Genomic DNA, 22,094 nt, shown 5'->3' with positions numbered 1-22,094 from the left:
GCGGGGGAGCGATGAGCGGGGCGGCGATGGGCGGGGCAGCGATGGGCACCGACATGGCGAGCGCGGGAGCGACGAGCGGGGCCGAGGCCGGCGACGCGGACGTGCCGCGCATCCCCGGCGACCCCGTGTGCGGCATGACGTGGGGCTGGGTCGGCACGCGCGGCACGTGGGCGACGCCCGAGGCGGCCGACTCGATGCGGCTCATGGCCCAGCACGGTGTGACGTGGACGGCGCTCGCCTACGCCGCGGAGCAGGCGACGGCTTTCTCGACCGACATCCCGTTCGACGACGGGCCGCAGGTGGGCTACGACGAGATCGTCGGCGCGATCCGCGCGGCCCACGCGCTCGGGCTGCGGGTGTGCCTCAAGCCCGTCGTCAACGTCGCCGACGGCACGTGGCGCGCGCACATCGGCTTCTTCGACTGGGACGTTCCGGGCGAGCCGAGCTGGACGGAGTGGTTCGCGTCGTACCGGCGGTTCATCCTGCACGCGGCGCGCATCGCCGAGGCCGAGGGCTGCGCGATGCTGTGCGTCGGATGCGAGATGGTGCGGGCCGACTCGCGGGAGGCCGAGTGGCGCGCGCTCATCGCCGAGGTGCGCGCGGTGTACTCGGGGCTCGTCACCTACAACTGCGACAAGTACCAGGAGCATCGCATCACCTGGTGGGACGCCGTCGACGTCATCTCGTCGAGCGGCTACTACCCGATCGACGGGTGGGAGGCGCAGCTCGACCGCATCGAGGCGGTCGTCGAGGCATCCGGCAAGCCGTTCTTCTTCATGGAGGCGGGCTGCCCCTCGCGCACCGGTTCGGCGGCGCGGCCCAATGACTGGACGCTGCCGGGGGCGCCGTCCGGCGAGGAGCAGCTGAGCTACTACGAGGCGATGTTCGACGCCGTGCGCGCGCGGCCCTGGGTGCGCGGGCTCATGCTGTGGGACTGGCCGGCCCGCTTGTACCCTGAGCAGGACGCGGTGGCGAACGACGACTACTGCCCGTTCGGTAAGCCGGCGGGCGAGCTCATGGCGGCCCGCTACCGCGACTGGAGTGCGCGCGGATAGACCGGGAAGGGTAGCTGTGGACGAGGTGCTGCTCGCGGTCGACGCGGGGCAGACGGGCATCAAGTTGCGTCTCGAGCGTCCCGGCGCCGAGCCGGTCGAGCGCGTGCTCCCGGGGGTGCGCACCGACCAGCCGCTGCTGCCGCAGCTCGCGGATGCCGCACGTCAGGTCGCCGGTTCTGTGCGTATCGATGTGGTCGCCCTCGGCGTCTCGGGGCTCACGAGCGTCGAGCATGACGCTGGCGAGCTGCGTTCGCTGCTCCCGTGGGACGCGCGTGTTCTGCTCGCGCACGACTCCATCACCTCGTACCTCGGCACGCTCGGCGAGCTGCCGGGCGTCGTCGTCGCGAGCGGCACGGGCTCGATCATCCTCGCCGTCGGCCCCGCGGGTGTCGCGCGCGTCGACGGGTGGGGCTACCTCATGGGCGACGCGGGCAGCGGGTTCTGGGTCGGGCGGCAGGCGCTCGACGCCGTCATGCGCGCGCACGACGGTCGGGGGCCTGCGACCTCGCTCACCGAGGTGGTGCGCGCGCGGTGGCATGAGCTCGAGGACGCCTACGTGCAGCTGCAGTCCGACCCCGCGAAGGTGAGCGTCGTCGCGTGGTTCGCGGAGGCGGTCGCGGCGAGGGCCTCGACGGATGCCGTGGCGGCACGTATCTGCCGGGAGGCGGGGGAGGAGCTCGCCCTGTCGGCGGTCACGGCGCTGCGGCGCGCGGGTGCCGAGGTGTCGCCGCTCGTGAGCGGGATCGGCGGGGTGCTGCGGGGTGAGCACGTCCGCGCGGCGTTCGAGGAGGCCGTGCTCGCGGTTCACCCGACGGCGCGTTTCGAGGCGCCGCACGGCTCGGGGCTCGACGGGGCCGCGGCGCTCGCGCGGCTCGCGCCCGCGCATCCGCTCTCCGCCCTCGTCTCCGTGGCCTGACTCTGCCGCGCCGCCACGTCACCGCACATGGCTACCCCGCTGGTTGAGTAGCGCCGAAGGCGCGTATCGAAACCCGACGAGCTGATGGCCTCTGCCCGGCGACGTCCTCCGATCCCCGCCGCTACACCCCCGGCTCGACGCCCGCGAGCTCGCCGAGCCACGCCTGCGCGCGCGTGACGAGCATCCGCGCGGGTGCGGTGTCGGCCGCCCAGTTCTCGAAGCCGTGCGGGGTGCCCGCGGTGACGTCGAGCGTGACGGGTACGCCGGCCTGCTCGAGTCGGCGGGCGTAGTCGACGTCTTCGTCGTGGAAGAGCTCGATGTCGCCGACGCAGATCCAGGCGGGCGGAAGGCCGGTGAGCTCGGTGCGGCGGGCGGCGACCGCGTAGGGCGGCACGACGGATGCGCCGGGCGCCTGGCCGAGGTAGGAGGTCCATCCGAAGCGGTTGGCGACGTTGTTCCACACGAGGTGGTCGATCGCGTCGAGCTCGGTGCGCGCGGCGGTGCGGTCGTCGAGCATGGGGCAGAAGAGCCACTGGCCGAGGGGCCGCTCGCCCGCGTCATGGAGCAGCTGCACGACGCTCGCGGCGAGCCCGCCGCCCGCGCTCTCCCCGCCGATCACGATGCGCGCCGGGTCGACACCGAGCTCGGCGGCGTGGCGCTGCACCCAGTCCCACGCGGCGCGGATGTCGTCGAGCGCCGCGGGGAACGGATGCTCGGGCGCGAGCCGGTAGTGCGCCGACACGACCGTCATGCCGAGAGCGGCGGCCGTGCCGCTCGCGAGGCGCTCGTCCTGGCGGGGGTGGCCGATCACGAGGCCGCCGCCGTGCACCCAGAGGAGGGCGGCATCCGTGCGCTGCACGGGTGGGCGGTAGACGCGCACGCGGGCGCCGCCCTCGCGTGAGGTGCGCACGCGTACGCCGCGGGCGCGGGGCACGGGCATGACCTTCAACGCGACGGCCGCGGCGCGTCGCATCCCCGCCTTCGACGGGTCGGTGCGGGGAAGGGATCGGGTTGCGGAGCGAAGGTCGACGTCGACCATCTCGAGGTCCATCACGCCACTCTGGGGGCGACAGGTCGGTCGTGTCAACGATGGTGAGCGGGGCTCGGCCGGCCCATTTCTTTACGCCATATGGCGTCATGCGACAGCTCATCACAGAGCGTGACGCGTCCTCGGCGAATGTGACGAGATCGGTTTGCCGCCCGCTCGCCGAGCTGCGTTCAATGGGCGCTCCCGCAACCTGCGAACACCATCACGAAAGGCGACCACCGTGTCCGACGAGAAGTCGACGCCCGAGCCCCGGAGCGACCTCCGCTCCGCCGTCGAGGCGAACAGCAAGAAGAAGCGCAACATCCTCATCGGCGTCATCGCGGCGGTCGTCGCCGCCGTGCTCGTCGTGGGCGGCATCGTCCTCGGCACCTCGCTCGGCGGCCAGAAGGCCGAGGCCGACGGCGACGGAGCGGCCGCCGAGCCGATCAAGGTCAAGATCGCCGTCTCCGAGGACTCCGCGTTCCAGGACGCGATCAAGGAGGTCGCCGCCGAGAAGGGCCTCGAGATCGAGTGGGTGAACACCGAGGACTGGGTGCTCCCGAACACCGAGCTCGTCGCCGGCACCGTCGACGCCAACGCGTTCCAGCACATCCTGTACCTCTCGGCGTTCAACGCCGAGAACGGCGCCGACCTGACGCCCGTGTTCTCCACCGTCATCACGCAGTGGGGCATCTTCTCGGCGACGCTCGGCTCGACCGACGACATCCCCGAGGGTGGCCGCATCGCGATCCCCGACGACCCGTCGAACGGCGGACGCGCGCTCAACATCCTCGCCTCCGCGGGCCTCATCGAGCTCGCCGACGACGCGGGCGACTTCCCCAGCACGGATGACGTGACGAGCAACCCCAAGAACCTCGAGTTCGTCGAGATCGGCGCCCGCACCATCCCGCAGCAGTTCGACGACCCGAGCCTCTCGGCGGTCGTCGTCGGCACCTCGTACTTCGACCCCAGCCAGGGCGTCGGCAAGGACGACGCCCTCTTCCTCGACGACTCGCTCGACGAGAAGAACCTGCCGTACATCAACGTCATCGCGACGCGTGCCGATGACGTCGACAACCCCGCCTGGAAGATCCTCAAGGAGGTCTACGCCGACCCGCGCGTCGCCGCCGCCCTCGAGGAGGAGTACTTCGGCAACACGGTGCTCGTCGACGTCTCCGTCGACACCCTGCGCGACAAGCTCGCCGAGCTGCAGGAGTCGGCCGAGGAGAACAAGTAACGGCCATGAGCACGGCCATCTCGTTCGAGCACGTCTCGAAGAGCTTCGAGGTCGACGGGCGCCGCGTGGAGGCGCTGCGCTCCGTCGACCTCGAGGTCGCGCGTGGCGACATCTTCGGCATCGTCGGCTACTCGGGTGCCGGGAAGTCGACCCTGCTGCGCACCGTCAACGCGCTCGAGCGTCCCACGAGCGGCCGCGTCGTCGTCGACGGGCGCGAGATCTCGTCGCTCACCGGGACCGAGCTGTGGAGGGCCCGGCGCGGCATCGGGATGATCTTCCAGCAGTTCAACCTGCTGAACTCGCGCACCGTCTACGGCAACATCGCGTACCCCCTCGCGCTCTCCGGGCTCGGGAAGGATGCCGTGCTCGACCGCGTCGAGGAGCTGCTCGACTTCGTGGGGCTCGCCGACAAGGCGCTCGCCTACCCGTCGCAGCTCTCGGGCGGGCAGAAGCAGCGCGTCGGGATCGCACGGGCCCTCGCGACGCGCCCCGACATCCTCATCTCCGACGAGTCGACGAGCGCGCTCGACCCGGAGACGACGGGCGAGGTGCTCGAGCTGCTGCAGCGCGTCAACGAGGAGTACCTCGTGACGATCCTGCTCGTCACGCACGAGATCGACGTGATCCGCCAGATCGCGAACCGCGTCGCCGTCATGGACAGCGGCCGCGTCGTCGAGCACGGCACCGTGTACGACGTCTTCTCGAACCCGCAGAACCCCACGACGCGGCGCTTCGTCTCGTCGGTGCTGCACCACGAGCCGTCCCCCGCGACGCTCGAGAGCATCCGGGCCGTGCACCGCGGCCGCATCGTGCAGATCCACGTCGAGAACCGCGAGTCGAACGACCCGTTCCTCTCGCGCGTCGCCCGCACCCACGGCGTCGACTTCAACGTGGTCTACGGCGGCATCGACGAGCTGCAGTCGCGGCTCTTCGGCAGCCTCACGGTCGAGCTGCTCGGCGACGACGACGCCGTGGACGCCGCGATCGGCGACCTGCGCTCGATCACGGCCGTGCGGGAGGTCGCGCATGCGTGAGTTCGACCTCGACGCCTTCGTGCCCCGCTTCGTCAAGGCGCTCGGCGAGACGGGGCTCATGGTGGGCGTGTCGTTCGGCGTCGCGGGCGTCGTCGGGGTGCTCATCGCCCTGTGGCTCTACGCCTCGCGCCCCGGCAACATCCTCGAGAACCGCATCGTCTACACGGTGCTGGGTGCGATCATCAACATCGTGCGGCCCGTGCCGTTCATCATCGTCGCGATCGCCGTCGTCGGCCTCACGCGGCTCATCTACGGCACGAGCCTCGGGCCGCTCGCGGCATCGTTCCCGCTCGCCATCGTCGCGAGCGTCGCCATCGCGCGTGTGATCGAGTCCAACCTCGTGGCCGTCAACCCCGGCGCCGTCGAGGCCGGCACGGCGATGGGCGCGAGCCCCGTGCGCGTGCTCTTCACGATCGTGATCCCCGAGCAGCTCGGCCCGCTCGTGCTCGGGCTCACCTACATCCTCGTCGCGCTCGTCGACGCGAGCGCCGTCGCGGGCGCGATCGGCGGCGGCGGGCTCGGCAACCTCGCGCTCCAGTACGGCTGGGCGCGATTCGACTACACGGTGATCCTGATCGTCGTGCTCACGCTCGTGGTGATCGTGCAGCTCGTGCAGGCGGTCGGCAACCGGATCGCCCGGAAGGTGATGCATTGACCCAGTTCTCCCGAGAGGCCTTCGGGGCGTTCCTCGACCGGATCGCCCCCGGCGCCGCCCAGCGCGAGAGGGAGCGCCGCCTGCTCCACGACGAGCTCGACGAGCTGCGCGGGCTCGGCTTCGGTGCGCTCCGCGTGCCCGCCGCGCACGGCGGCGCCGACATCCCGCTCGAGCAGCTCTTCGCCCACCTCATCGACCTGTCGGCGGCGGATGCGAGCCTCGGCCACGTGTGGCGCGGCCACGTCGCGTTCGTCGAGGCGCTGCGGGCGCAGGGCGACGGCGCCCCCGCCCACTGGTACGAGCGCATCGTCGCCGGCCAGTTCGTGGGCAACGCCCAGTCGGAGCGCCAGGAGACCGCGCGCCTCGAGACGCGCCTCGAGCGCGACGGCGACGCGCTGCTCCTGAGCGGCACGAAGTACTACACGACGGGCAGCATCTACGCCGACTGGATCCACCTCTCGGCCCTCGACGGCGACGAGCGCGTCGCCGTCACGGTGTCGTCGCTCCACGACGGCGTGCGCTCGATCGACGACTGGGACGGCTTCGGCCAGCCCCTCACGGGCAGCGGCACGACCGTCTTCGAGCGCGTGCCGGTGCACCCGGATGACGTGGTCGCCTCCGACACCGACGCCGCGCGGTGGCACCTGCTCGGCTCCGTCTTCCAGCTGAGCCTGCTCGCCGTCATCGCGGGCATCGCCCAGCGGGCGCTCGACGACACGATCGAGTTCGTCGTGCCCCGTCGCCGCACCTTCGGCTTCGCGGGTGAGACCCTCCCGCGCGAGGACCCGCTCGTGCAGCTCGTCGTCGGGGAGCTGAGCGTCGCGGCGAGCACGGCGCGCCGCCTCGTGCTCTCGGTCGCGGCCGAGCTCGGCGACGCGGTCGATGCGGGAGCGGATGCCGACGAGCTGCAGCGCCTGCAGTTCGAGGTGTTCCGCCTGCAGGAGGTCGTGCCGCGGCTCGTGCTCGAGGCGGCGACGCGCCTCTTCGAGGTGGGCGGCGCATCCGCCCTCGGCACCGAGCGCGCGCTCGACCGGCACTGGCGCAACGTGCGCACGATCGCGTCGCATAACCCCGTCATCCAGCGCACGCGGGCCCTCGGCCAGCACGCGCTCACCGGCACGCTGCCCGAGTGGAAGGCGCCCGGCGCATGACCGCGTTCTCGGGACTCGAGGTCGGCGAGCAGGGCTTCGGCGGCATGGCGCTCGCCGAGGTCTACGGGCCGACCGACGACGATGCCGCCCTCGCGACCCTGCACCACGCGGTCGACGCGGGCATCCGGCTCATCGACACGGCCGACGTCTACGGCCGCGGCTCCAACGAGCGGCTCGTGGGGCGGCTGCTGCGCGAGCGGCGCGACGAGGTCGTGCTCGCGACGAAGTTCGGGTTCGTGCACGACCCCGCGCCCGACGGCCCGCGCTTCCGCGGCGACCCCGCCTATGTGCGCGAGGCGGTGACCGCGAGCCTCGGGCGGCTCGGCGTCGACCGCATCGACCTGTACTACTACCACCGCGTCGACCCGCGGGTGCCGATCGAGGAGACCGTCGGCGCGCTCGCCGAGCTCGTGCGCGAGGGGGTCGTCGACCGCATCGGGCTCTCCGAGGTGACCGCCGACGAGCTCGAGCGCGCGCACGCGGTGCACCCGATCACGGCCGTGCAGTCGGAGTGGTCGGTCTGGAGCCGCGACGTCGAGGCGCGGGTCGTGCCCACGGCGGCGCGGCTCGGCGTCGGGTTCGTCGCCTACTCGCCGCTCGGGCGCGGGTTCCTCGCGGCGCCCGTCGCCGAGCTCGCCGAGGGCGACCTGCGGCGCAACTTCCCGCGGTTCGACCCCAAGAGGCTCGCCGCCAACGCGCGCATCGGCGAGGCGGTGCGTGAGCTCGCCGCCGCCGAGGGCGTCACGCCCGCGCAGCTCGCCCTCGCGTGGCTCGCCGAGCGCGGGCGAGCCCTCGGCATCCCCGTCGTGCCGATCCCCAGCACCCGGCGTCCCGAGCGCGTCGATGAGAACCTCGCGGCCGTCGGCGTCCGGCTGAGCGCGGACACGCTCGCGGCGCTCGAGCCGCTCGCGGGCCTCGTCGAGGGTGACCGCGCGCGGCACGTCGACGACATCTCACAGGGGCGCGAGCGCCGAGCGGGGGTCGCCGGATGAGCGGGCTGATCGAGCGCGTCGCCCCGATCGTGGACGAGGTGGGAGCGCGCCGGAGGGGCGGGCTCGCCGAGCGCTTCACGCCCGTCTTCGACGAGGTCGGAGCGGATGCGGTGGCCCGCGAGCGGGAGCGTCGCCTGCCGTTCGCGGAGGTCGAGCGGCTGCGGGAGGCGGGCTTCACGCGCGTGACGCTGCCGCGCGAGTTCGGGGGAGACGGCGCCGACCAGCGCGAGCTCTTCGAGCTGCTCGCCGAGCTCGCCCGCCGCGACCCGAACCTCGCGCAGCTGTTCCGTTCGCACTTCTCCTTCATCGACCGCACGCGGCACGCGCTCGACTCGCCCACCCGCACGCGGCGGCTGCGGCTGCTCGCCGACGGCGCCATCCACGGCAACGCGACGTTCGAGAAGGGGCCCGCGAAGGTCGGGTCGTACGCGACCCGGCTCACGCCCGCGGGCGACGGCCTGCGGCTCGACGGCCGCAAGTTCTACAGCACGGGCACGCTGTTCGCCGACCTCGTGTCGGTGCTCGCCGACCGCGACGGCGAGGCCGTGAGCGTGCTCGTGCGCACGGATGCCGAGGGGCTCGAGCGCGTGGACGACTGGGACGGCTTCGGGCAGCGGATGACGGGCTCGGGCACGACCGTGTTCGAGGGGGTGCGCGTCGACGAGCTCGACGTCGTCGAGCGCGACGAGGCCCCGGGTCACGGCGGCGCGTTCGTGCAGCTCGTGCTGCTCGCGACCGTCGCGGGCATCGGCCGGGCGGTCGTCGACGACGCCGTGCGCTACGTGCGCGCCCGCACCCGCGGCTACTCGCACGCGACCGCCGCGACCCCGCGCGAGGACCCGATCGTGCAGGAGGTGGTCGGCGAGCTGTCGGCGGCCTCGTTCGCGGCGGATGCGGCGCTCGCCGTGGCCGTCGACGCCCTGCAGGCCGCGAGCGACGCCGCGCTCACGGGGGCGCCGGCCGCCGAGCGAGCAGAGCTCGTGGCGACCGCCGACCTCGCGGCGACGCGCGCGCAGCTCGTCGTGCTGCCGAACGTGCTGCGGGCCGCGACCGAGCTGTTCGAGGTGGGCGGCGCATCCGCTGTCGGCTCCTCGCTCGCCCTCGACCGCCACTGGCGCAACGCCCGCACCGTGGCATCCCACAACCCCGCGCGCTACAAGGCGCGCATCGTCGGCGACCACCTCGTGAACGACACCCCCGTCGTGTCGTGGTGGACCAACGGCGAGACGAGCTGAGGAGCATCGTGACCGAGAAGAAGAAGCTCATCGTGAACCTGTTCGAGATGAACACGGTGAGTCACATCACGCACGGGCTGTGGACGCTGCCCGGCAACAACCGGCACCGCTTCGAGGAGATCGAGTACTGGATCGAGCTCGCGCAGCTGCTCGAGGACGGCGGGTTCCACGGGGTGTTCCTCGCGGATGTCGTGGGGGCGTACGACACCTTCCGCGGCGGACCCGAGACGGCGATCCGGGAGGGGCTGCAGATCCCGTCGAACGACCCGCTGCTCGTGATCCCGGCGATGGCGGCCGTCACGAAGCATTTGGGGTTCGGGGTGACGTTCTCGACGAGCTACGAGCCGCCGTTCTCGTTCGCGCGCCGCATGTCGACGCTCGACCACTTGACGCGCGGGCGGGTGGGCTGGAACATCGTCACCTCGTACCTGCCGAACGCGGCCCGCAACTTCGGGCTCGAGGACGAGATCCCGCACGACCGCCGCTACGAAATCGCCGACGAGTTCCTCGACGTCGTCTACAAGCTGTGGGAGGGGTCGTGGGATGACGACGCGGTCGTGGCCGACCGGGAGGGCGGCGTCTACGCGGACCCGGCGAAGGTGCGCTACGTCGATCATGTGGGTGAGAACTTCCGTGTCGCGGGGCCGCACCTCGCGTCGCCGTCGCGGCAGCGCACCCCCGTGCTGTATCAGGCGACCGGCTCGCCCGCGGGCATCGAGTTCGCGGGGCGCCATGCGGAGCTCGTGTTCACGGGCGGTCGTTCGGCGGAGGACTTCCGGCAGAACGCGCAGCGGATGCGCGACGCGGCCGGGCGCCACGGTCGCGACGGCGGGGCCCTGAAGTTCATCGTGCAGGCGGGGGTCGTGGTCGCTCGCACCGAGGAGGAGGCCGCGGACCGGTGGCGGCTGTACCAGGAGCGCACGAGCGTGGCCGGCATCCTCGCGCACTCGGGTTTTCCGATCGACCTGCCGGCGCTGCCCCGGGAGTTGACGATCGGTGAGGCGCTCACGCAGGCGGGGCTGCCCGCGTCGGCGGTGCCGTACCTCGACCCCGGCGCGACGGTCGGTGTCGTGCTCGAGTCGCTGCGCACGCAGCGCGAGGGGCGGTACTTCGTGGCGGGCACGCCGTCGGTCGTGGTGGACGAGATCGAGCGCTGGCTCGACGAGGACGGGGTCGACGGCATCAACCTGCGCCAGTACCACTCGTTCGACACGGCGCGCGATTTCGCGGAGCTCGTGGTGCCGGAGCTCCGTCGTCGCGGTCGGCTGGACGAGCGTCCGGATGCGCCGCTCACCCTTCGCGAGACGCTCTTCGGTGCGGGGCCGCGTCTGCCCGAGTCGCATCCGGCGGCGCGGTACCGCGGTGGTGCGAACCTCGACGTGCCGCTCGCGCCGTTGCGGTTCGGCTGACGGCGGCGGCGGTTCGGGCCGGCGTCCGGCGCCGTTCACAAGTGGCCGAGGAGCGCCGCCGTGGGCGACGCGTCTCGAGACCCGGGGGCCGGGTGTTCGTGATATCGGCGGTTTCGAGACGCGTCGCGCCGGGCGGCGCGGCGCTCCTCAACCACCTGAGGATTGGGTGGCGCTCCTCAACGAGCCGGCGTGGGCGGCGCTCCTGAACCGCTGGGGCTCGGCGGCGCTCCTCAACGAGCCGGGGTGGCGGCGCTCCTGAACCGCTGGGGCTCGGCGGCGCTCCTCGGTGCGGGTGGGCGGCGGAACTACGCGGTGGCGCGGAGGCGTTGCAGGGCCCGGCTGCGGGAGGGCAGGGGGATGCTGCGCAGCACGCCGTCGGCGTCGGGACGTTCGAGTCGGTAGTCGCCGCCGGTGCGCCGGATGCGCCAGCGTCGGTTGTGCAGGAGCAGGTGACAGTGGCGGCACAGGAGCACCCCGTCGTCGACGTCGGTTCGGCCGTGGTGCTCGTCCCAGTGGTCGATGTGGTGCGCTTTGGAGTTGCCCGGGTTTGACGGACGGTTGTCTGTCTTCAGTTGTAGCGGATGGGGGCGACGTAGCCGAGGCTGGAGTGCAGTCGCCGGGTGTTGTAGGCCCAGATGTAGGCGAAGAGGCGGGCTCGTGCCTCGGCTCGTGTCGCGGGTTGCCCGATCGGGTAGAGATCCTCGTTCTTGAACGAGGCGAACCAGGATTCCATCACGGCGTTGTCGTGCGGGTCCTTCCGTTCACCGATCGAGACGACCATTGCGTGTTGGGCTGCGAGGTCGTTCCAGTCGTTGGAGGTGAACTGGTAGCCGCGATCGGAGTGGATCACGCATCCGGGTTTCGGGTGTCGGATCTTGATTGCTTCTGTCAGCGCCGTGATCGCTGTCCGCGGGGTTTCGTGCCCATCGGTGGCCCAGGCGATCACCTCGCGGTTGAAGGCGTCCAGCACGACGGCGGCGTGCAGCCAACCTTCGCCGGTGCGGATCATCGTCAAGTCCGTGAACCACAGTCGGTTCGCTGCCGCGACCGAGAACTGCTGCTTGACCGCGTCGATGATGTCGATGCGGCGTGAGGTTGGCACCGAACGTCGCCGGCTTCCGACTCGACCTCGGCGGGCATGCAATCCGTTTTCTCGCAGCAGCCGCGCGACCCGATGCCGACCGATCCGAACCCCTTGAGCAAGCAACTCGCGGTGCACCCGTGGCGCTCCGTAATAGGCGAACTCGGCATGGATCGCCTCTATCCGCTCCAGCACCGCAGCATCCTGGAGGGCACGGCGGGACGGGCCGCGGCCGACCCAGTCGTAGTAGCCCGACCGCGACACACCCAGCACACGGCACAGCATCGAGATCCGCCTGGTCGGGGTTCTGGCCTTCTCCGCCGCGATCCACCGGTAGACCTCTACCGGTGACGCCTCGCGAAGAAGGCCAACGCTTTTCCCAGGACCTCCAGCTCTTCGGTCCGTTCCCCGAGTTCCCGCTCCAGCCGGGCGATCTTCGCCTTGTCTGACTCGACCGGCCGATCAGGCAACGACCCGGCCGCCTTCTTGTCCGCCACCCGCACCCAGTTCGACACTGTCGTCGCCGACAGCTCGAACTCCCGCGCCAGATCCTTGAACGTCCGGCCACGCCGATACAACTCGACGACCTGATCCTTGAACTCCTGCGAAAACTCCCGCGCCACAAGAACACCTTCCCGCGACCGAACAGCCGCTGTCTCGATGTCCGTCAAACCCGGGCAACTCCACTTCGCACCAGGACGGCGGCCGGTCGCACATGAGGCATCCGCCATCGCGCGCCGCGATCGCCAGCCGTTGCTTCTCGGAGAAGAGCCGCTGCTCGCGTCCGAGGTTGAGCACCCGCCCGTCGCCGTCGAACAGGATCGGCACCGCGCCCGAGGCGCAGATGTAGCGCTCGGCGGTGGCGATCGACACGGGCTCGTTCTGACCCTCGAAGTACGCGGCTCCGGGTCGCTGGCCGCAGCCGCTGGGACACGCGCCGCTGCGACCGACGGCACTGTTGCTGTCGCAGCCGCATCCGTCCGGGGCGGCGACCGGCGCCTCGAGGTCGGCCTTCGTGACGAGGATGCGCACGGTGGGCTTGCGGTCGCCGAGGAGCGTGCCGTCGTCGACGCGCGTGCCGATGCGCACGAGGTCGACGAGGGTGTCGAGCGTCAGCTGGTCGGTCGTGCGCTCATCGCGCACGATGTCGTCGGCGCGCAGGGCGGCATCCGGGTCGACGAACCGCGGGCCGCCGCGCCGCGGCGAGGTGGCGGCGTCGAGCACGGGCACGACGATCGCCGCCGACTCCGGGTCGAGCAGCCCGTGGATGCGGGTCATCCCGTCGACGAGCTTCGTGACGCGCAGGTACCGCTTCAGTCGCAGCTCGCGCTCGCGCGCCGCGACGCCCGCGAGGTCGAGGTCGTCGCGTTCTGCGGAGGCGCGGACGGCGAGCTGCTCGACGGTGACGGCCGCCGCCAGCACGATGAGGCGCTCGGCGGCGGCGGTGAGTGCGCGATCGAGCGTCGCGAAGCGCGCCTGATCCGTGTTCGCGTCGGCCGGGTTCGACGTGCTGGGGGTGCTCGCTGCGTTCGCGTCGGTAAACGCCGTCGGGCTCTTGTCGGCCCGCGCGGATCCCGCGCCGGGGAGGCTCGGCTGGGCAGAAGCTCGCAGATCGCTCACCGACGCGACTCCTGCGCCCGACCCGCCACCGAGCAGCGCAGGCCGGTACGCGCCCGAGCGCGCCGCAGCCTCGAGCTCGGCCGCACCGGTGACGGCGCCGAGCCGTGTGCGGATCACGTCGACCTGCTCGACCGACAGCGCCGCCGCCGCCACGGCCGCGCCGAGCGTCTGCAACCAGAGCGGCCGCCGAAGAGGCGGGGGAGTCGCCGCGGTCCCGCGTGCGTCAGCGTCGTCAGGGCCAGCGGTGCCGTCGCTGTCCGCGACGCTCGGCCCGTCTGAACCGGTAGCGCCGCCGCCCGCGCCGGCGCCCGCGCCGCCATCCGCCTCGCCACCCGCGCCCGGCAGCAGTTCCGCCGCTTTGACGAGGGTGCGGGCGTCGCGGGTCGAGGTGCCCGTGAGCTTCGAGATGAGGCCCTCGGCGGTGCGCTGCCCGAAGGTCGCGGCGAGACCGGAGTGGCCGAGTTCGCGTCGGGACCTGTGCGCGATCTCGCCCGCGACGACCGCGGCGGCCGCGTCGAGGCGACGCCGCGCATCCGCGAGAGAGCGCTGCGTCGCGAGCAGGTCGGGATCTGCCCAGGCGCGCGCCGCATCCGGCGTCAGCGACGCGGAGATCTCACCGATGGCGGTGAGAAGCGGGGCGAGATCGGGCATGAGACAAAGTCTCCCAGTGTCGAACGTATGTTCGAAAGGGGGGTGACCGGATCGGTGGAGAAGTCGCGTACCCCGGGGGATGTGGAGGAGACGGCGCCAGCCCGAGGCCGCCATCATCCCGCCGGGACGACCGTCACATCCGGATGCGGGTCGAGCCGGTAGCCGCGCCCCCGCACCGTGCGCACGACGTCGCCGTACGGGTGCAGCCGCCGGCGCAGCCGCTGCAGGTAGACGTCGATCGTGCGCTCGTTGATCTGCTCGCCGTCCGTCTCGCTGAGGAGCGCGCCGAGCAGCCGCTGGCGGTCGTGCACCTCGCCCTGGTGCTGCACGAGGAAGGTCAGCAGGGCGTGCTCGCGGAAGCTCAGCGCGACGACGTGCCCGTCGACCGTGACGCGGTGTCGCGCGAGGTCGACGACGACACCCTCGTCGCGCGACACCCGCCGCGCGGGGGCGTGGTGCAGCGAGGGCTCGCCGAGGGCGGTGCGCACGACGTCGAGCGACGGCTCCGGGTCGTCTGCGGGGGCCAGCACAACGGATGCGAAGGTCGAGGCCCCGGGAATGCCGGTGATGGCGCGCTGCACGTCGCCGACGAGCGCTCCCACGTCGACGCCCGCCGCATCCGCCGCCTGCTCGTCGAGGCCGACGTAGATGCCGAACCCGCGCAGGCCGAGACCGCGCGGCGCTGCCACCGGGGGTCTCGTCCCGGCCGCACCCTCCCAAGGGATCGCGACGTACTCCGCGGACACGGACGCCACCTCCTCACGCGCTCAGACCACCCGAAGAGTCTGACCGCAGGGGAGCCGCCGGGGCCATCACGGTGACGTTCTGCGACGGTGTGCGACACCGTGCGACGCTGCGTGACGCCCGGTGTCGAAGCCCTGGCGCATCCGCCCGCGAGCCGCCCGCCGAGCCGCCGGCGCGACCCCCACCGCTACCCGTGCGCGATCAGCTGCAACCCCACGACCGCGACGCCGAGCACCGCCTCGGCCCCGAGCACGACGAGCCGCTGCCACCACGTGAGCTCGAGGCGCCGCACGGCGACCCACCCGACCACGACGAGTGCCGCGACGAGCGCGATAGCGGATGCGCGGAGGGCCGCATCCGTCGACCACACACCCAGCAGGGCGAGCACGAGGAAGAGCCCCGGCGCCGCGAGGCTCCCGACGGCGCCGAAGCTCGTGAACGCCGCGACCCGCAGCTCGCGCCGCGTCAGCATCCGCTCGTGCACGACGATGTGGGCCACGAGGTCGGCCGTGAACACGGCGAGGAGCAGGCCGAGGATCGTGACGGCGAGGGTGAGGATCGCCTCGAGCGCCTCGGCGTGGTGCCGCTGCAGGCCGAGCACCACGGCGAGCGCCGCGAAGGCGACGTAGATGCGCTCCTTGAGGTGCGCGGCGCGCTCGTGCCGGTCGTCGAGCGCGGTGTCGTGGCTGCCGGACACGCTGGGAGCCTACGCCCGCATCCATCCGCGTCGCGCCCCGACGCATGCGCGCGGGCGGCTGTCAATCCCCTGCCGTGTCGCCCCTCGGCACCGCACGATTCTGTCGAAGGGGGTGATGGCGATGGGAGACGACGACATGTCGCCGACCGCTCTCCGCACGAACTCCGAGCTCTTCCACCAGTTCGGCATGACGTGGGACGAGTACGAGGTTCCGTTCGATCCGACGGCGGCGATCGACGGGGACGGCTGACCGACGGCACGCGGATGCGGGCACCCGCCCTGTGGGGCCGGGTGCCCGCGCGATGTCCGCTCAGTTCGCGAAGTGCAGCACCCCGCCCACGAACGCGCCGATGACCGTGGTCCACAGCACGATCGCGATCGCCTGCCAGACGAGGATGTGCGTGCGGTTCACACCCGCCCCCGCGAGCATCGTCGCCGTGAACTGCGTCGGCAGGAGCAGCGGCCCGAGGAGGCTGACGCCGGGAAGCCCGTAGCGCTGGAACGCCCGCGCGAACTTCTCCTGGCGCGGCGTGCGGGGCTCGTCGAGTTGCACCGACCCACCCTGTGAGGGGTGGCCGGCTGCGACGCGAGCGCGAGCGCGGCCGCGGTAGCGCGTGACGACCGCGACGCGGGCTCGCGACGTGAGCAGCACGATCACGGCGACGGACGCGAAGTTCCCGACCGCCGCAGCCGTCATGGCGATCGCCGGATGGATGCCGCCGACGATCCCGATGGCCGCGGCCCCCTCGCCCTCGATGAAGGGCACGGCGCCCGCGAGCGCCACGACGAGGGGCTGGAGGAGCTCGGGAAGCCGCGCCATGAGGTCCTGGAAGTTCTCGATGAGGTTCATGGCTCGAGTCCACCGCGGGCGTCGCTTGCCGGGAAGTGTCGTGCCGTCACCGCTCGGCGGGTGATCCTCACGCGCCGCCCATGACTTTTGTCACGACCGTAGGGTGGACGCGTGACCCGAACCACAACGCCGCTCGAGGCGTCGGCGCGACTCACTCGCGGGGTGATGGCGACGTGGTGGTACACGCTCGCTGCCGTGCTCGCGTTCGAGCTCCTCATGGTCTTCGTCTGGGCCGCGGCCGCGATAGATCGCGGGCCGCTCACGGCGGCCGCGGTCGGCGTCGCGGGTCTCGTCTGGTGTGCGAGCACCGTCCCGCTGCTCGTCGCGTACCGCCACCGCACCGACCAGCTCCCGGGCGAGGGCCGCGCGCGCGTGCTGGTGTGCCTCGGGGTCGCCCTTCTCGCCGGCGCTGCGGGAGGGTGGCTGAGCGGGTCGTGGCTCGTCACGGCGGCCACCGTCCTCCAGTCGGTCGTGCTCCTGAACTGGCCGCCCGGCCTCCGGCTGCGCGTCGTGATCGGGGTCGTCGCCGTGCTCCTCGTCGTCTGGCTCGTCGTCGAGGACCCGGTCGCCACCGACGGCTGGCTGCCCGGCCTGTATGCGACCCTCCTCCCCGTCGTGACGGTGTCGTCGCTGTGGTGGTGGGATGTGCTGATCACGCTCGATCGCGCCCGTGCCACGGAGGCGCGCTATGCCGCGAGTCAGGAGCGCTTGCGCGTGGCGACGGACGTGCACGACCTGCAGGGGCACCACCTGCAGGTGATCGCCCTCCAGCTCGAGCTCGCCGACAGGCTGCGCGACTCGGATCCCGAGGCATCGGCGGAGCATCTGCGGGCCGCTCGCGCGAGCGTCGATGCCGCACGTCAGGGCACGCGCGACCTCGCGACCCGGTTCCGTTCGGTGCCGCTGCGCGACGAGCTCGCGAACGCGGTCGATCTGCTGCGCGCGGCCGGCGCCACGGCTCAGGTCTCGATCGGCGCGGATGCGGACGAGGCGCCCGCGGACGTCCTCGGCCCCGTCATCCGCGAGACCACGACGAACGTGCTGCGCCACGGTGGCGGTCGGTGGGCGCGCTTGAGCCTCGACCGCTCGGGCGCGCAGTGGCGCTACGAGATCGCGAACGACGTGGGCGCCGCGGTGCCGGGTGACGGCAGCGGATCCGGGCTCGACGGCATCCGCCGCCGTGCCGAGCAGGCGGGGGGTTCGCTCGCGGTCGAACGCGCGGACGACGCGTTCACGGTGGTCGTGACGGTGCCGGCGGGTGCCGCATGATCCGGGTGCTGCTCGCCGACGACGAGGGCATGATCCGCTCCGCGCTCGCCGCACTCCTCCGGCTCGAGCCCGACATCGACGTCGTCGCGGAGTGCGCGACGGGCGAGGAGGCGCTCGAGCGCGCCACGGAGCTCGTGCCGGATGTGTGCGTGCTCGACGTCGAGATGCCCGGGCTCGACGGCGTCGAGGTCGCGAGGCGCCTGCAGAGGATGATCGCGACGCGGTGCCTCGTGATCACGCGGCACGCGGGCCCGGGGGTGCTGCGGCGCGCGCTCGCATCCGGGGTCGCGGGTTTCCTGCCGAAGTCGCGCGGCGCCGACGAGGTCGCGGAGGTCATCAGACGCATCGCCGCGGGCGGCCGCTACGTCGACCCGGAGATCGCCGCCGACGCGCTGAGCGACGAGCGCTGCCCGCTCACGGATCGGGAGCTCGATGTGCTCCGCGCCGGTCGGCGCGGCGAGACGACACGGCAGATCGCGAAGACCCTCTCGCTCGCGCCGGGCACGGTGCGCAACCACGTCTCCGTGATCCTCGGGAAGCTCTCGGTCGAGACGCGGCAGCAGGCCGTGCGCCTCGCGGAGGAGCGCGGCTGGATCTGAGGCCGCACCCCGAGCCGGGGGCGCGTCATCGCGGCCCGCAACGGATGATAGAGTCTTCAAGTTGTCACTGCGACAGCATGCGCCCGTAGCTCAATGGATAGAGCATCTGACTACGGATCAGAAGGTTGGGGGTTCGAGTCCCTCCGGGCGCACCCAACGCACAAGGCTCGAACCTTGGCCCGATGAATCAAGGGCTGGGGTTCGGGCCTTGTCGGCGTTCGCGGCCCAGGCGAGCGCGTCTGCGTTGACTTCGGGGTCGAGCAGCATCTCGAAGGGGCGGGCGTTCTCGACGCGTAGTTCGTCGTCCTCCTCTATGTAGACCTTGGTGAAGAACGCCTGGTTGCACAGGCGCCGGTTGGCGTCGTCGCAGCGGGCGTAGATGTCGGCGCAGTTCTCCAACAGGTTCAGTGCGTCGTCCAGGTGCGAGCGGGCGTCGGTGTATTCGCCGTGGTGGGCGTCGAGGCGGCGGTTCACCTGGTCGAGTTCTCCGGCGATGCGGTCTTGTTCCCGTTTGAGGACGGCGAGTGGGATGGCGTCGGCGTAGTGGGCCTGCATGAGCCGGTCTTGCTCGTGCTCCAGGCGGTCGCGGTTCGCGGTGAGCTGGGCGAGTTCGTCGGCTTCGGCGGACATCAGCCGGTCGAACTCATGGTGCAGCATCCCGCCCAGAGCTTCGCGTCGGGCGGGGGTGAGTTGTACGCGCTGGTAGTAGTCCTCGATCAAGTGCTCGACGTCCTCGATGAGTATGGCCTGCCGGGTGCAGTCGGTCCGCTTGGAGTGCCGGCCGGAGCAGACGAAGTAGGGGTAGACGTTGCCGTGTCGGTTCTTCGCGTTTGAAACGATGAGGCGGGACCCGCAGGCTCCGCAGTAGACGGTGCCTTTGAGGTAGTGGTCGTGCACCTGGGTTGCCTCGGATGCGCTCTTGTGCGCGGTGAGGACGGACTGCACCTGGTACCAGACCTCCGCTGGGACGAGCGGCTGGTGCGCACCCTTGTAGGCCACGCCGCGGTAGATCACGTCGCCCTTGTAGTACGGGTTCGTCAGCATTCGGTGTACCGAGGACACGGCGAGCGGTTTCGAGGGCCGCTTCGGGGTGGGAAGGCTGACAAGCCCTCGCGAGGTGAGTTCGTCGTGGAGCTGGCTGAACTGCTGAGCGGCGTGTCCGCGGCTGCGCCAGCCGACCTGCCGCATCGCCGCCTCGATCGGCAGGTCGGTCTCCCGCAGTAGTCTGGCCAGTCGTTCGGCGCGGAGCATCGTCAGGTACGCCGAGGGTGTCTTGCCGTAGGCGTCGGTGAACACCCGGCTGAGTTGTGAGGGCGAAAGATGGACCTGCGTGGCCAGTTCCTCGAGTGTCCATTGCATCGAGGGAGCGTTTCGCAGTAGTTCGACAGCTCGACGGGCCTCGGCACGCAATGGGACGAACTGGCGGTGCCGCGGGAGTGTGGGCCGGATGTGGGCACGCTGCGACGCCGACATTCTGACCGGCGAGATCTTCACGAATGGGGCGATAACGTGAGCGATGCTGAACCACAAGGCCTGGATTCGGCAAAAGTGCCGGGAGAATCTGCCGTCGATGCTGCGTTCGACCAGCTCGTCCAGCCAGGGCATGAGCATCCCGGCACGGTGCTCACCGAGACGGAGTATCTGTGCTGGTTCGGAGTAGACGGTCTCGGCGAACCCCTGAGCTTCCAGGCGATCTTGTATCAGTCCGGCGTGTTGCCAGAACACCTGGTCCATCACGTAGTCGGTGTCGAGGTAGATCGTGGTGACCGTGATGTGTCCTTCGGGCTCCGATCCACAGCGCACGTTCGCCCCGAGAACTATCGCGTCACCAGCCTTGACTGGCTTCTCACCGAACTCGCTGAACAGGATCGCCGAGCCTGATCGAACGAAGATCAGTTTTACGCAGTCGTAGGCGACGGGATCAATCGGCGCGTGCACCGTGCTGGTCCGTGCGAAAACAGGAGCGAAACCGCCTACGTGTTCCTCGATCGGGTGCAGCGCGAACCGAGGCACGGTGGTGGACAAAGTGGGGTCAGCGCACGCGAGCTATCCGCAGGTAGAGGCACACGACGATGGCGCGAGGACGCATCGTTGCTCCTACGCGGCGAGGTACCGGTACCGCCGGGCTGCCAGGGGGAGGAACACGGCGATGAGGATGACGGGCCAGGCGATGGCGAGGAGTGTCGCGTTCTCGGCGGCCCATGATGTCGATGTCGTGATGCCGGGATTACCGAAGAGCTCGCGCGTGGCAGTGACTGTGGCGGAAAGTGGGTTCCACTCGGCGATGACCCCGAGCCAGGCCGGCATCTGGGCAGGGAGGACGAAGACGTTGGAGATCATCGTCAGCGGGTAGATGGGCGCGAGGGCGACGCTCGCGAGGTCTGGCGACCGCAGCGCGAGGCCGAGGTAGATGCCGACCCACGCGAGCGCGTAGCGCAGAAGCAGCAGGAGCCCGATCGCCGCGAGGGTCTGCCCTACGGTTCCGTTGGCGCGCCAGCCGACCAGCAGGCCGCAGGCGAGCAGGGCGATCAGTTCGAGGACGGATGCCGCAAGGTCGGCGAGGCTTCGTCCGGTGACGACGGCGGCGCCCGACATGGGAATCGTGCGAAACCTGTCCGTGATGCCCTTGGCGGTGTCGGTGGTGACGGAGATGACGGTCTGTGCCATGCCGAGCGCCATCGTCATCACGAACAGCCCGGGCATCAGGAACTCGCGGTAGTTGCCGCCGTCGGGCAGCGTGATCGCGCTCCCGAACACGTACCCGAACATGATCACCATGACGATCGGGAAGAGGAGGTTGCCAACAAGTCGTGACGGTTGCTGGCGAAAGTGGGTGAGGTATCTGCGGGCGACGATCAGGCTGTCGTGCAGAGCCCACCGCGACGGCGAGCCGGGGGCCGTTGCGGTGAGGGGTGCGAGCGATGTCATGCTGTCTTCTCCTTCCGATCGGTGAGATTGAGGAACACGTCGTCGAGGGTCGGTTGGCGCAGGGCGATGTCTTCGGGGTCGATGCCTGCCTCGTGGAGTTGCCGCATGGTGGTGCTCAGGCTGTGGAACCGTTCGGGAGCGGGCGCGCTGACGCGGCGACGGTGGAGGTCGATGCCAGGGTCAGTGCCGGTCGAGGTGGCGACGATGCGTGCGGCCGCTTTCGTCTGATCCTCGTCGCGGAGTGCGAGTTCGATCCGGTCACCCCCGACGCTCTCTTTGAGTTCGCGGGGTGTGCCGCGGGCGATGATCGTCCCGCTGTCGATGACGGCGATCTGGTCGGCGAGGTGGTCGGCCTCATCGAGATACTGGGTCGTGAGCAGGACGGTTGTGCCCGCCGACACGAGTTCTCGGATGTCGGTCCAGACCTCGGCGCGCGTGCGTGGATCGAGGCCGGTGGTCGGCTCGTCGAGGAAGAGCACACGTGGTGCGAGGATGAGGCTGACAGCGAGGTCGAGGCGACGCCGCATCCCGCCGGAGTAGCCGCCTGCGGGTCGGTCGGCGGCGTCGTGGAGTGCGAACCTGTCGAGCAGTTCGTCTGTTCGTTGGCGCGCCTGTCGTCGGTCGAGGTGGTAGAGCCGGGCGAACATGTCGAGGTTCTGCCGTCCGGTCAGGATCTCGTCGACGGCCGAGAACTGTCCGGTGAATCCGATCGCGGCGCGTACTCGGTCGGAGTCTGTCGTGAGGTCGTGTCCGGCGATGCTGGCCTTACCCGAGTCGGCTTTCAGCAGCGTGGCGAGAATGCGCACCGCCGTGGTCTTTCCCGCACCATTGGGGCCGAGCAGCCCGCATACTGTTCCTTCGTCCACGGAGAGCGTGAATCCGTCGAGCGCCTGTTTCTTTCCGTAGGTTTTGCGGAGGTCGGTGGCGCTGATCATCGCGGTCAT

23 protein-coding genes, 1 tRNA gene and 1 pseudogene are annotated in these 22,094 nt (G+C 71.0%); 13 read left to right on the top strand and 12 right to left on the bottom strand.

Annotation, left to right across the window (positions count from 1 at the left end):
- The first annotated feature begins 11 nt into the window (after positions 1 to 11).
- On the top strand, positions 12 to 1,055 hold the full coding sequence (locus tag H4J02_RS13105) for a glycoside hydrolase family 113 (protein ID WP_397420138.1): 1,044 nt from the start codon (positions 12 to 14) through the stop codon (positions 1,053 to 1,055).
- A 16-nt stretch (positions 1,056 to 1,071) separates the two neighbouring features.
- Positions 1,072 to 1,971, top strand: coding sequence for an N-acetylglucosamine kinase (locus tag H4J02_RS13100; RefSeq protein WP_187674980.1), 900 nt, complete (start codon positions 1,072 to 1,074; stop codon positions 1,969 to 1,971).
- Between the two features lie 121 nt (positions 1,972 to 2,092).
- Here H4J02_RS13100 and H4J02_RS13095 read toward each other — a convergent pair whose 3' ends face one another.
- Positions 2,093 to 3,022, bottom strand: coding sequence for an alpha/beta hydrolase (locus H4J02_RS13095; protein ID WP_187674979.1), 930 nt, complete (start codon positions 3,020 to 3,022; stop codon positions 2,093 to 2,095).
- Positions 3,023 to 3,239: 217 nt separating this feature from the next.
- Here H4J02_RS13095 and H4J02_RS13090 point away from each other — a divergent pair, with 217 nt between their 5' ends.
- Genes H4J02_RS13090 through H4J02_RS13060 form a run of 7 tightly spaced genes read left to right on the top strand, consistent with a single transcriptional unit; the run spans position 3,240 to position 10,711 of the window.
- Positions 3,240 to 4,235, top strand: coding sequence for a MetQ/NlpA family ABC transporter substrate-binding protein (locus tag H4J02_RS13090; protein WP_187674978.1), 996 nt, complete (start codon positions 3,240 to 3,242; stop codon positions 4,233 to 4,235).
- Between the two features lie 5 nt (positions 4,236 to 4,240).
- The gene (locus H4J02_RS13085) at positions 4,241 to 5,269 is read left to right on the top strand and encodes a methionine ABC transporter ATP-binding protein (protein ID WP_187674977.1); all 1,029 of its coding nucleotides are present in this window, start codon (positions 4,241 to 4,243) and stop codon (positions 5,267 to 5,269) included.
- Complete coding sequence (locus H4J02_RS13080) at positions 5,262 to 5,924, top strand: methionine ABC transporter permease (protein ID WP_187674976.1); 663 nt, start codon at positions 5,262 to 5,264, stop codon at positions 5,922 to 5,924. The genes H4J02_RS13085 and H4J02_RS13080 overlap by 8 nt, the downstream gene beginning before the upstream one ends.
- The gene (locus H4J02_RS13075; RefSeq protein WP_187674975.1) at positions 5,921 to 7,075 is read left to right on the top strand and encodes an acyl-CoA dehydrogenase family protein; all 1,155 of its coding nucleotides are present in this window, start codon (positions 5,921 to 5,923) and stop codon (positions 7,073 to 7,075) included. Before H4J02_RS13080 ends, H4J02_RS13075 begins: the two co-directional genes overlap by 4 nt.
- Positions 7,072 to 8,067, top strand: coding sequence for an aldo/keto reductase (locus tag H4J02_RS13070; RefSeq protein WP_187674974.1), 996 nt, complete (start codon positions 7,072 to 7,074; stop codon positions 8,065 to 8,067). The genes H4J02_RS13075 and H4J02_RS13070 overlap by 4 nt, the downstream gene beginning before the upstream one ends.
- Positions 8,064 to 9,302: an acyl-CoA dehydrogenase family protein gene (locus H4J02_RS13065; protein ID WP_187674973.1), complete on the top strand. Its 1,239-nt coding sequence runs from the start codon at positions 8,064 to 8,066 to the stop codon at positions 9,300 to 9,302. Before H4J02_RS13070 ends, H4J02_RS13065 begins: the two co-directional genes overlap by 4 nt.
- 8 nt (positions 9,303 to 9,310) lie before the next feature.
- The gene (locus H4J02_RS13060; RefSeq protein WP_222942188.1) at positions 9,311 to 10,711 is read left to right on the top strand and encodes an NtaA/DmoA family FMN-dependent monooxygenase; all 1,401 of its coding nucleotides are present in this window, start codon (positions 9,311 to 9,313) and stop codon (positions 10,709 to 10,711) included.
- A gap of 305 nt (positions 10,712 to 11,016) precedes the next feature.
- Here H4J02_RS13060 and H4J02_RS14065 read toward each other — a convergent pair whose 3' ends face one another.
- From H4J02_RS14065 to H4J02_RS13030, 7 genes and pseudogenes are all read right to left on the bottom strand, one after another.
- Positions 11,017 to 11,184 carry a hypothetical protein gene (locus H4J02_RS14065; protein WP_262406128.1) on the bottom strand — a complete coding sequence of 56 codons (168 nt, stop codon included), beginning with the start codon at positions 11,182 to 11,184 and terminating at the stop codon, positions 11,017 to 11,019.
- Positions 11,185 to 11,187: 3 nt separating this feature from the next.
- Positions 11,188 to 11,232, bottom strand: a pseudogene (locus H4J02_RS14140) (hypothetical protein); the annotation flags it as partial.
- Positions 11,233 to 11,279: 47 nt separating this feature from the next.
- Positions 11,280 to 12,119: an IS3 family transposase gene (locus H4J02_RS13050; RefSeq protein WP_187676594.1), complete on the bottom strand. Its 840-nt coding sequence runs from the start codon at positions 12,117 to 12,119 to the stop codon at positions 11,280 to 11,282.
- A gap of 14 nt (positions 12,120 to 12,133) precedes the next feature.
- On the bottom strand, positions 12,134 to 12,370 hold the full coding sequence (locus H4J02_RS14135; RefSeq protein ID WP_187674972.1) for a transposase: 237 nt from the start codon (positions 12,368 to 12,370) through the stop codon (positions 12,134 to 12,136).
- Positions 12,255 to 14,063, bottom strand: a complete 1,809-nt coding sequence (locus H4J02_RS13040) for a DUF222 domain-containing protein (protein WP_187674971.1) — start codon at positions 14,061 to 14,063, stop codon at positions 12,255 to 12,257. Before H4J02_RS13040 ends, H4J02_RS14135 begins: the two co-directional genes overlap by 116 nt.
- A 113-nt stretch (positions 14,064 to 14,176) precedes the next feature.
- Positions 14,177 to 14,752, bottom strand: coding sequence for a winged helix-turn-helix domain-containing protein (locus H4J02_RS13035; protein ID WP_187674970.1), 576 nt, complete (start codon positions 14,750 to 14,752; stop codon positions 14,177 to 14,179).
- 242 nt (positions 14,753 to 14,994) lie between these two features.
- Positions 14,995 to 15,504 carry a hypothetical protein gene (locus tag H4J02_RS13030; RefSeq protein WP_187674969.1) on the bottom strand — a complete coding sequence of 170 codons (510 nt, stop codon included), beginning with the start codon at positions 15,502 to 15,504 and terminating at the stop codon, positions 14,995 to 14,997.
- 115 nt (positions 15,505 to 15,619) lie between these two features.
- On the opposite strand from H4J02_RS13030, the gene H4J02_RS14060 reads away from it, so the two are divergent.
- A complete protein-coding gene (locus H4J02_RS14060; protein WP_262406127.1) occupies positions 15,620 to 15,754 on the top strand; it encodes a hypothetical protein in 135 nt (44 codons plus the stop codon).
- Positions 15,755 to 15,814: 60 nt separating this feature from the next.
- Here H4J02_RS14060 and H4J02_RS13025 read toward each other — a convergent pair whose 3' ends face one another.
- Positions 15,815 to 16,354: a small multidrug efflux protein gene (locus H4J02_RS13025; RefSeq protein ID WP_187674968.1), complete on the bottom strand. Its 540-nt coding sequence runs from the start codon at positions 16,352 to 16,354 to the stop codon at positions 15,815 to 15,817.
- Between the two features lie 111 nt (positions 16,355 to 16,465).
- On the opposite strand from H4J02_RS13025, the gene H4J02_RS13020 reads away from it, so the two are divergent.
- The 3 genes from H4J02_RS13020 (at position 16,466) to H4J02_RS13010 (ending at position 18,374) form a co-directional block, all read left to right on the top strand.
- Positions 16,466 to 17,623: a sensor histidine kinase gene (locus tag H4J02_RS13020; protein ID WP_262406126.1), complete on the top strand. Its 1,158-nt coding sequence runs from the start codon at positions 16,466 to 16,468 to the stop codon at positions 17,621 to 17,623.
- Complete coding sequence (locus H4J02_RS13015) at positions 17,620 to 18,222, top strand: response regulator transcription factor (protein ID WP_187674967.1); 603 nt, start codon at positions 17,620 to 17,622, stop codon at positions 18,220 to 18,222. Before H4J02_RS13020 ends, H4J02_RS13015 begins: the two co-directional genes overlap by 4 nt.
- 79 nt (positions 18,223 to 18,301) lie before the next feature.
- Positions 18,302 to 18,374: transfer RNA gene (locus H4J02_RS13010), tRNA-Arg, on the top strand.
- On the opposite strand, the gene H4J02_RS14100 is transcribed toward H4J02_RS13010, so the two are convergent.
- The 3 genes from H4J02_RS14100 to H4J02_RS12990 form a co-directional block, all read right to left on the bottom strand.
- Positions 18,340 to 20,247 (bottom strand): helix-turn-helix domain-containing protein, encoded by a 1,908-nt coding sequence (locus H4J02_RS14100; protein ID WP_316250698.1) that lies wholly within the window; start codon positions 20,245 to 20,247, stop codon positions 18,340 to 18,342. The genes H4J02_RS13010 and H4J02_RS14100 overlap by 35 nt on opposite strands.
- 72 nt (positions 20,248 to 20,319) lie before the next feature.
- Positions 20,320 to 21,150, bottom strand: coding sequence for an ABC transporter permease (locus H4J02_RS12995; protein WP_187674966.1), 831 nt, complete (start codon positions 21,148 to 21,150; stop codon positions 20,320 to 20,322).
- Positions 21,147 to 22,094, bottom strand: coding sequence for an ATP-binding cassette domain-containing protein (locus tag H4J02_RS12990; protein WP_187674965.1), 948 nt, complete (start codon positions 22,092 to 22,094; stop codon positions 21,147 to 21,149). The genes H4J02_RS12995 and H4J02_RS12990 overlap by 4 nt, the downstream gene beginning before the upstream one ends.

This window comes from Protaetiibacter sp. SSC-01, from assembly GCF_014483895.1.
Lineage (GTDB): Bacteria > Actinomycetota > Actinomycetes > Actinomycetales > Microbacteriaceae > Homoserinibacter.
The sequence above is the reverse complement of the archived record's forward strand: the minus strand, read 5'-3'. Positions and strand labels throughout refer to the sequence as shown.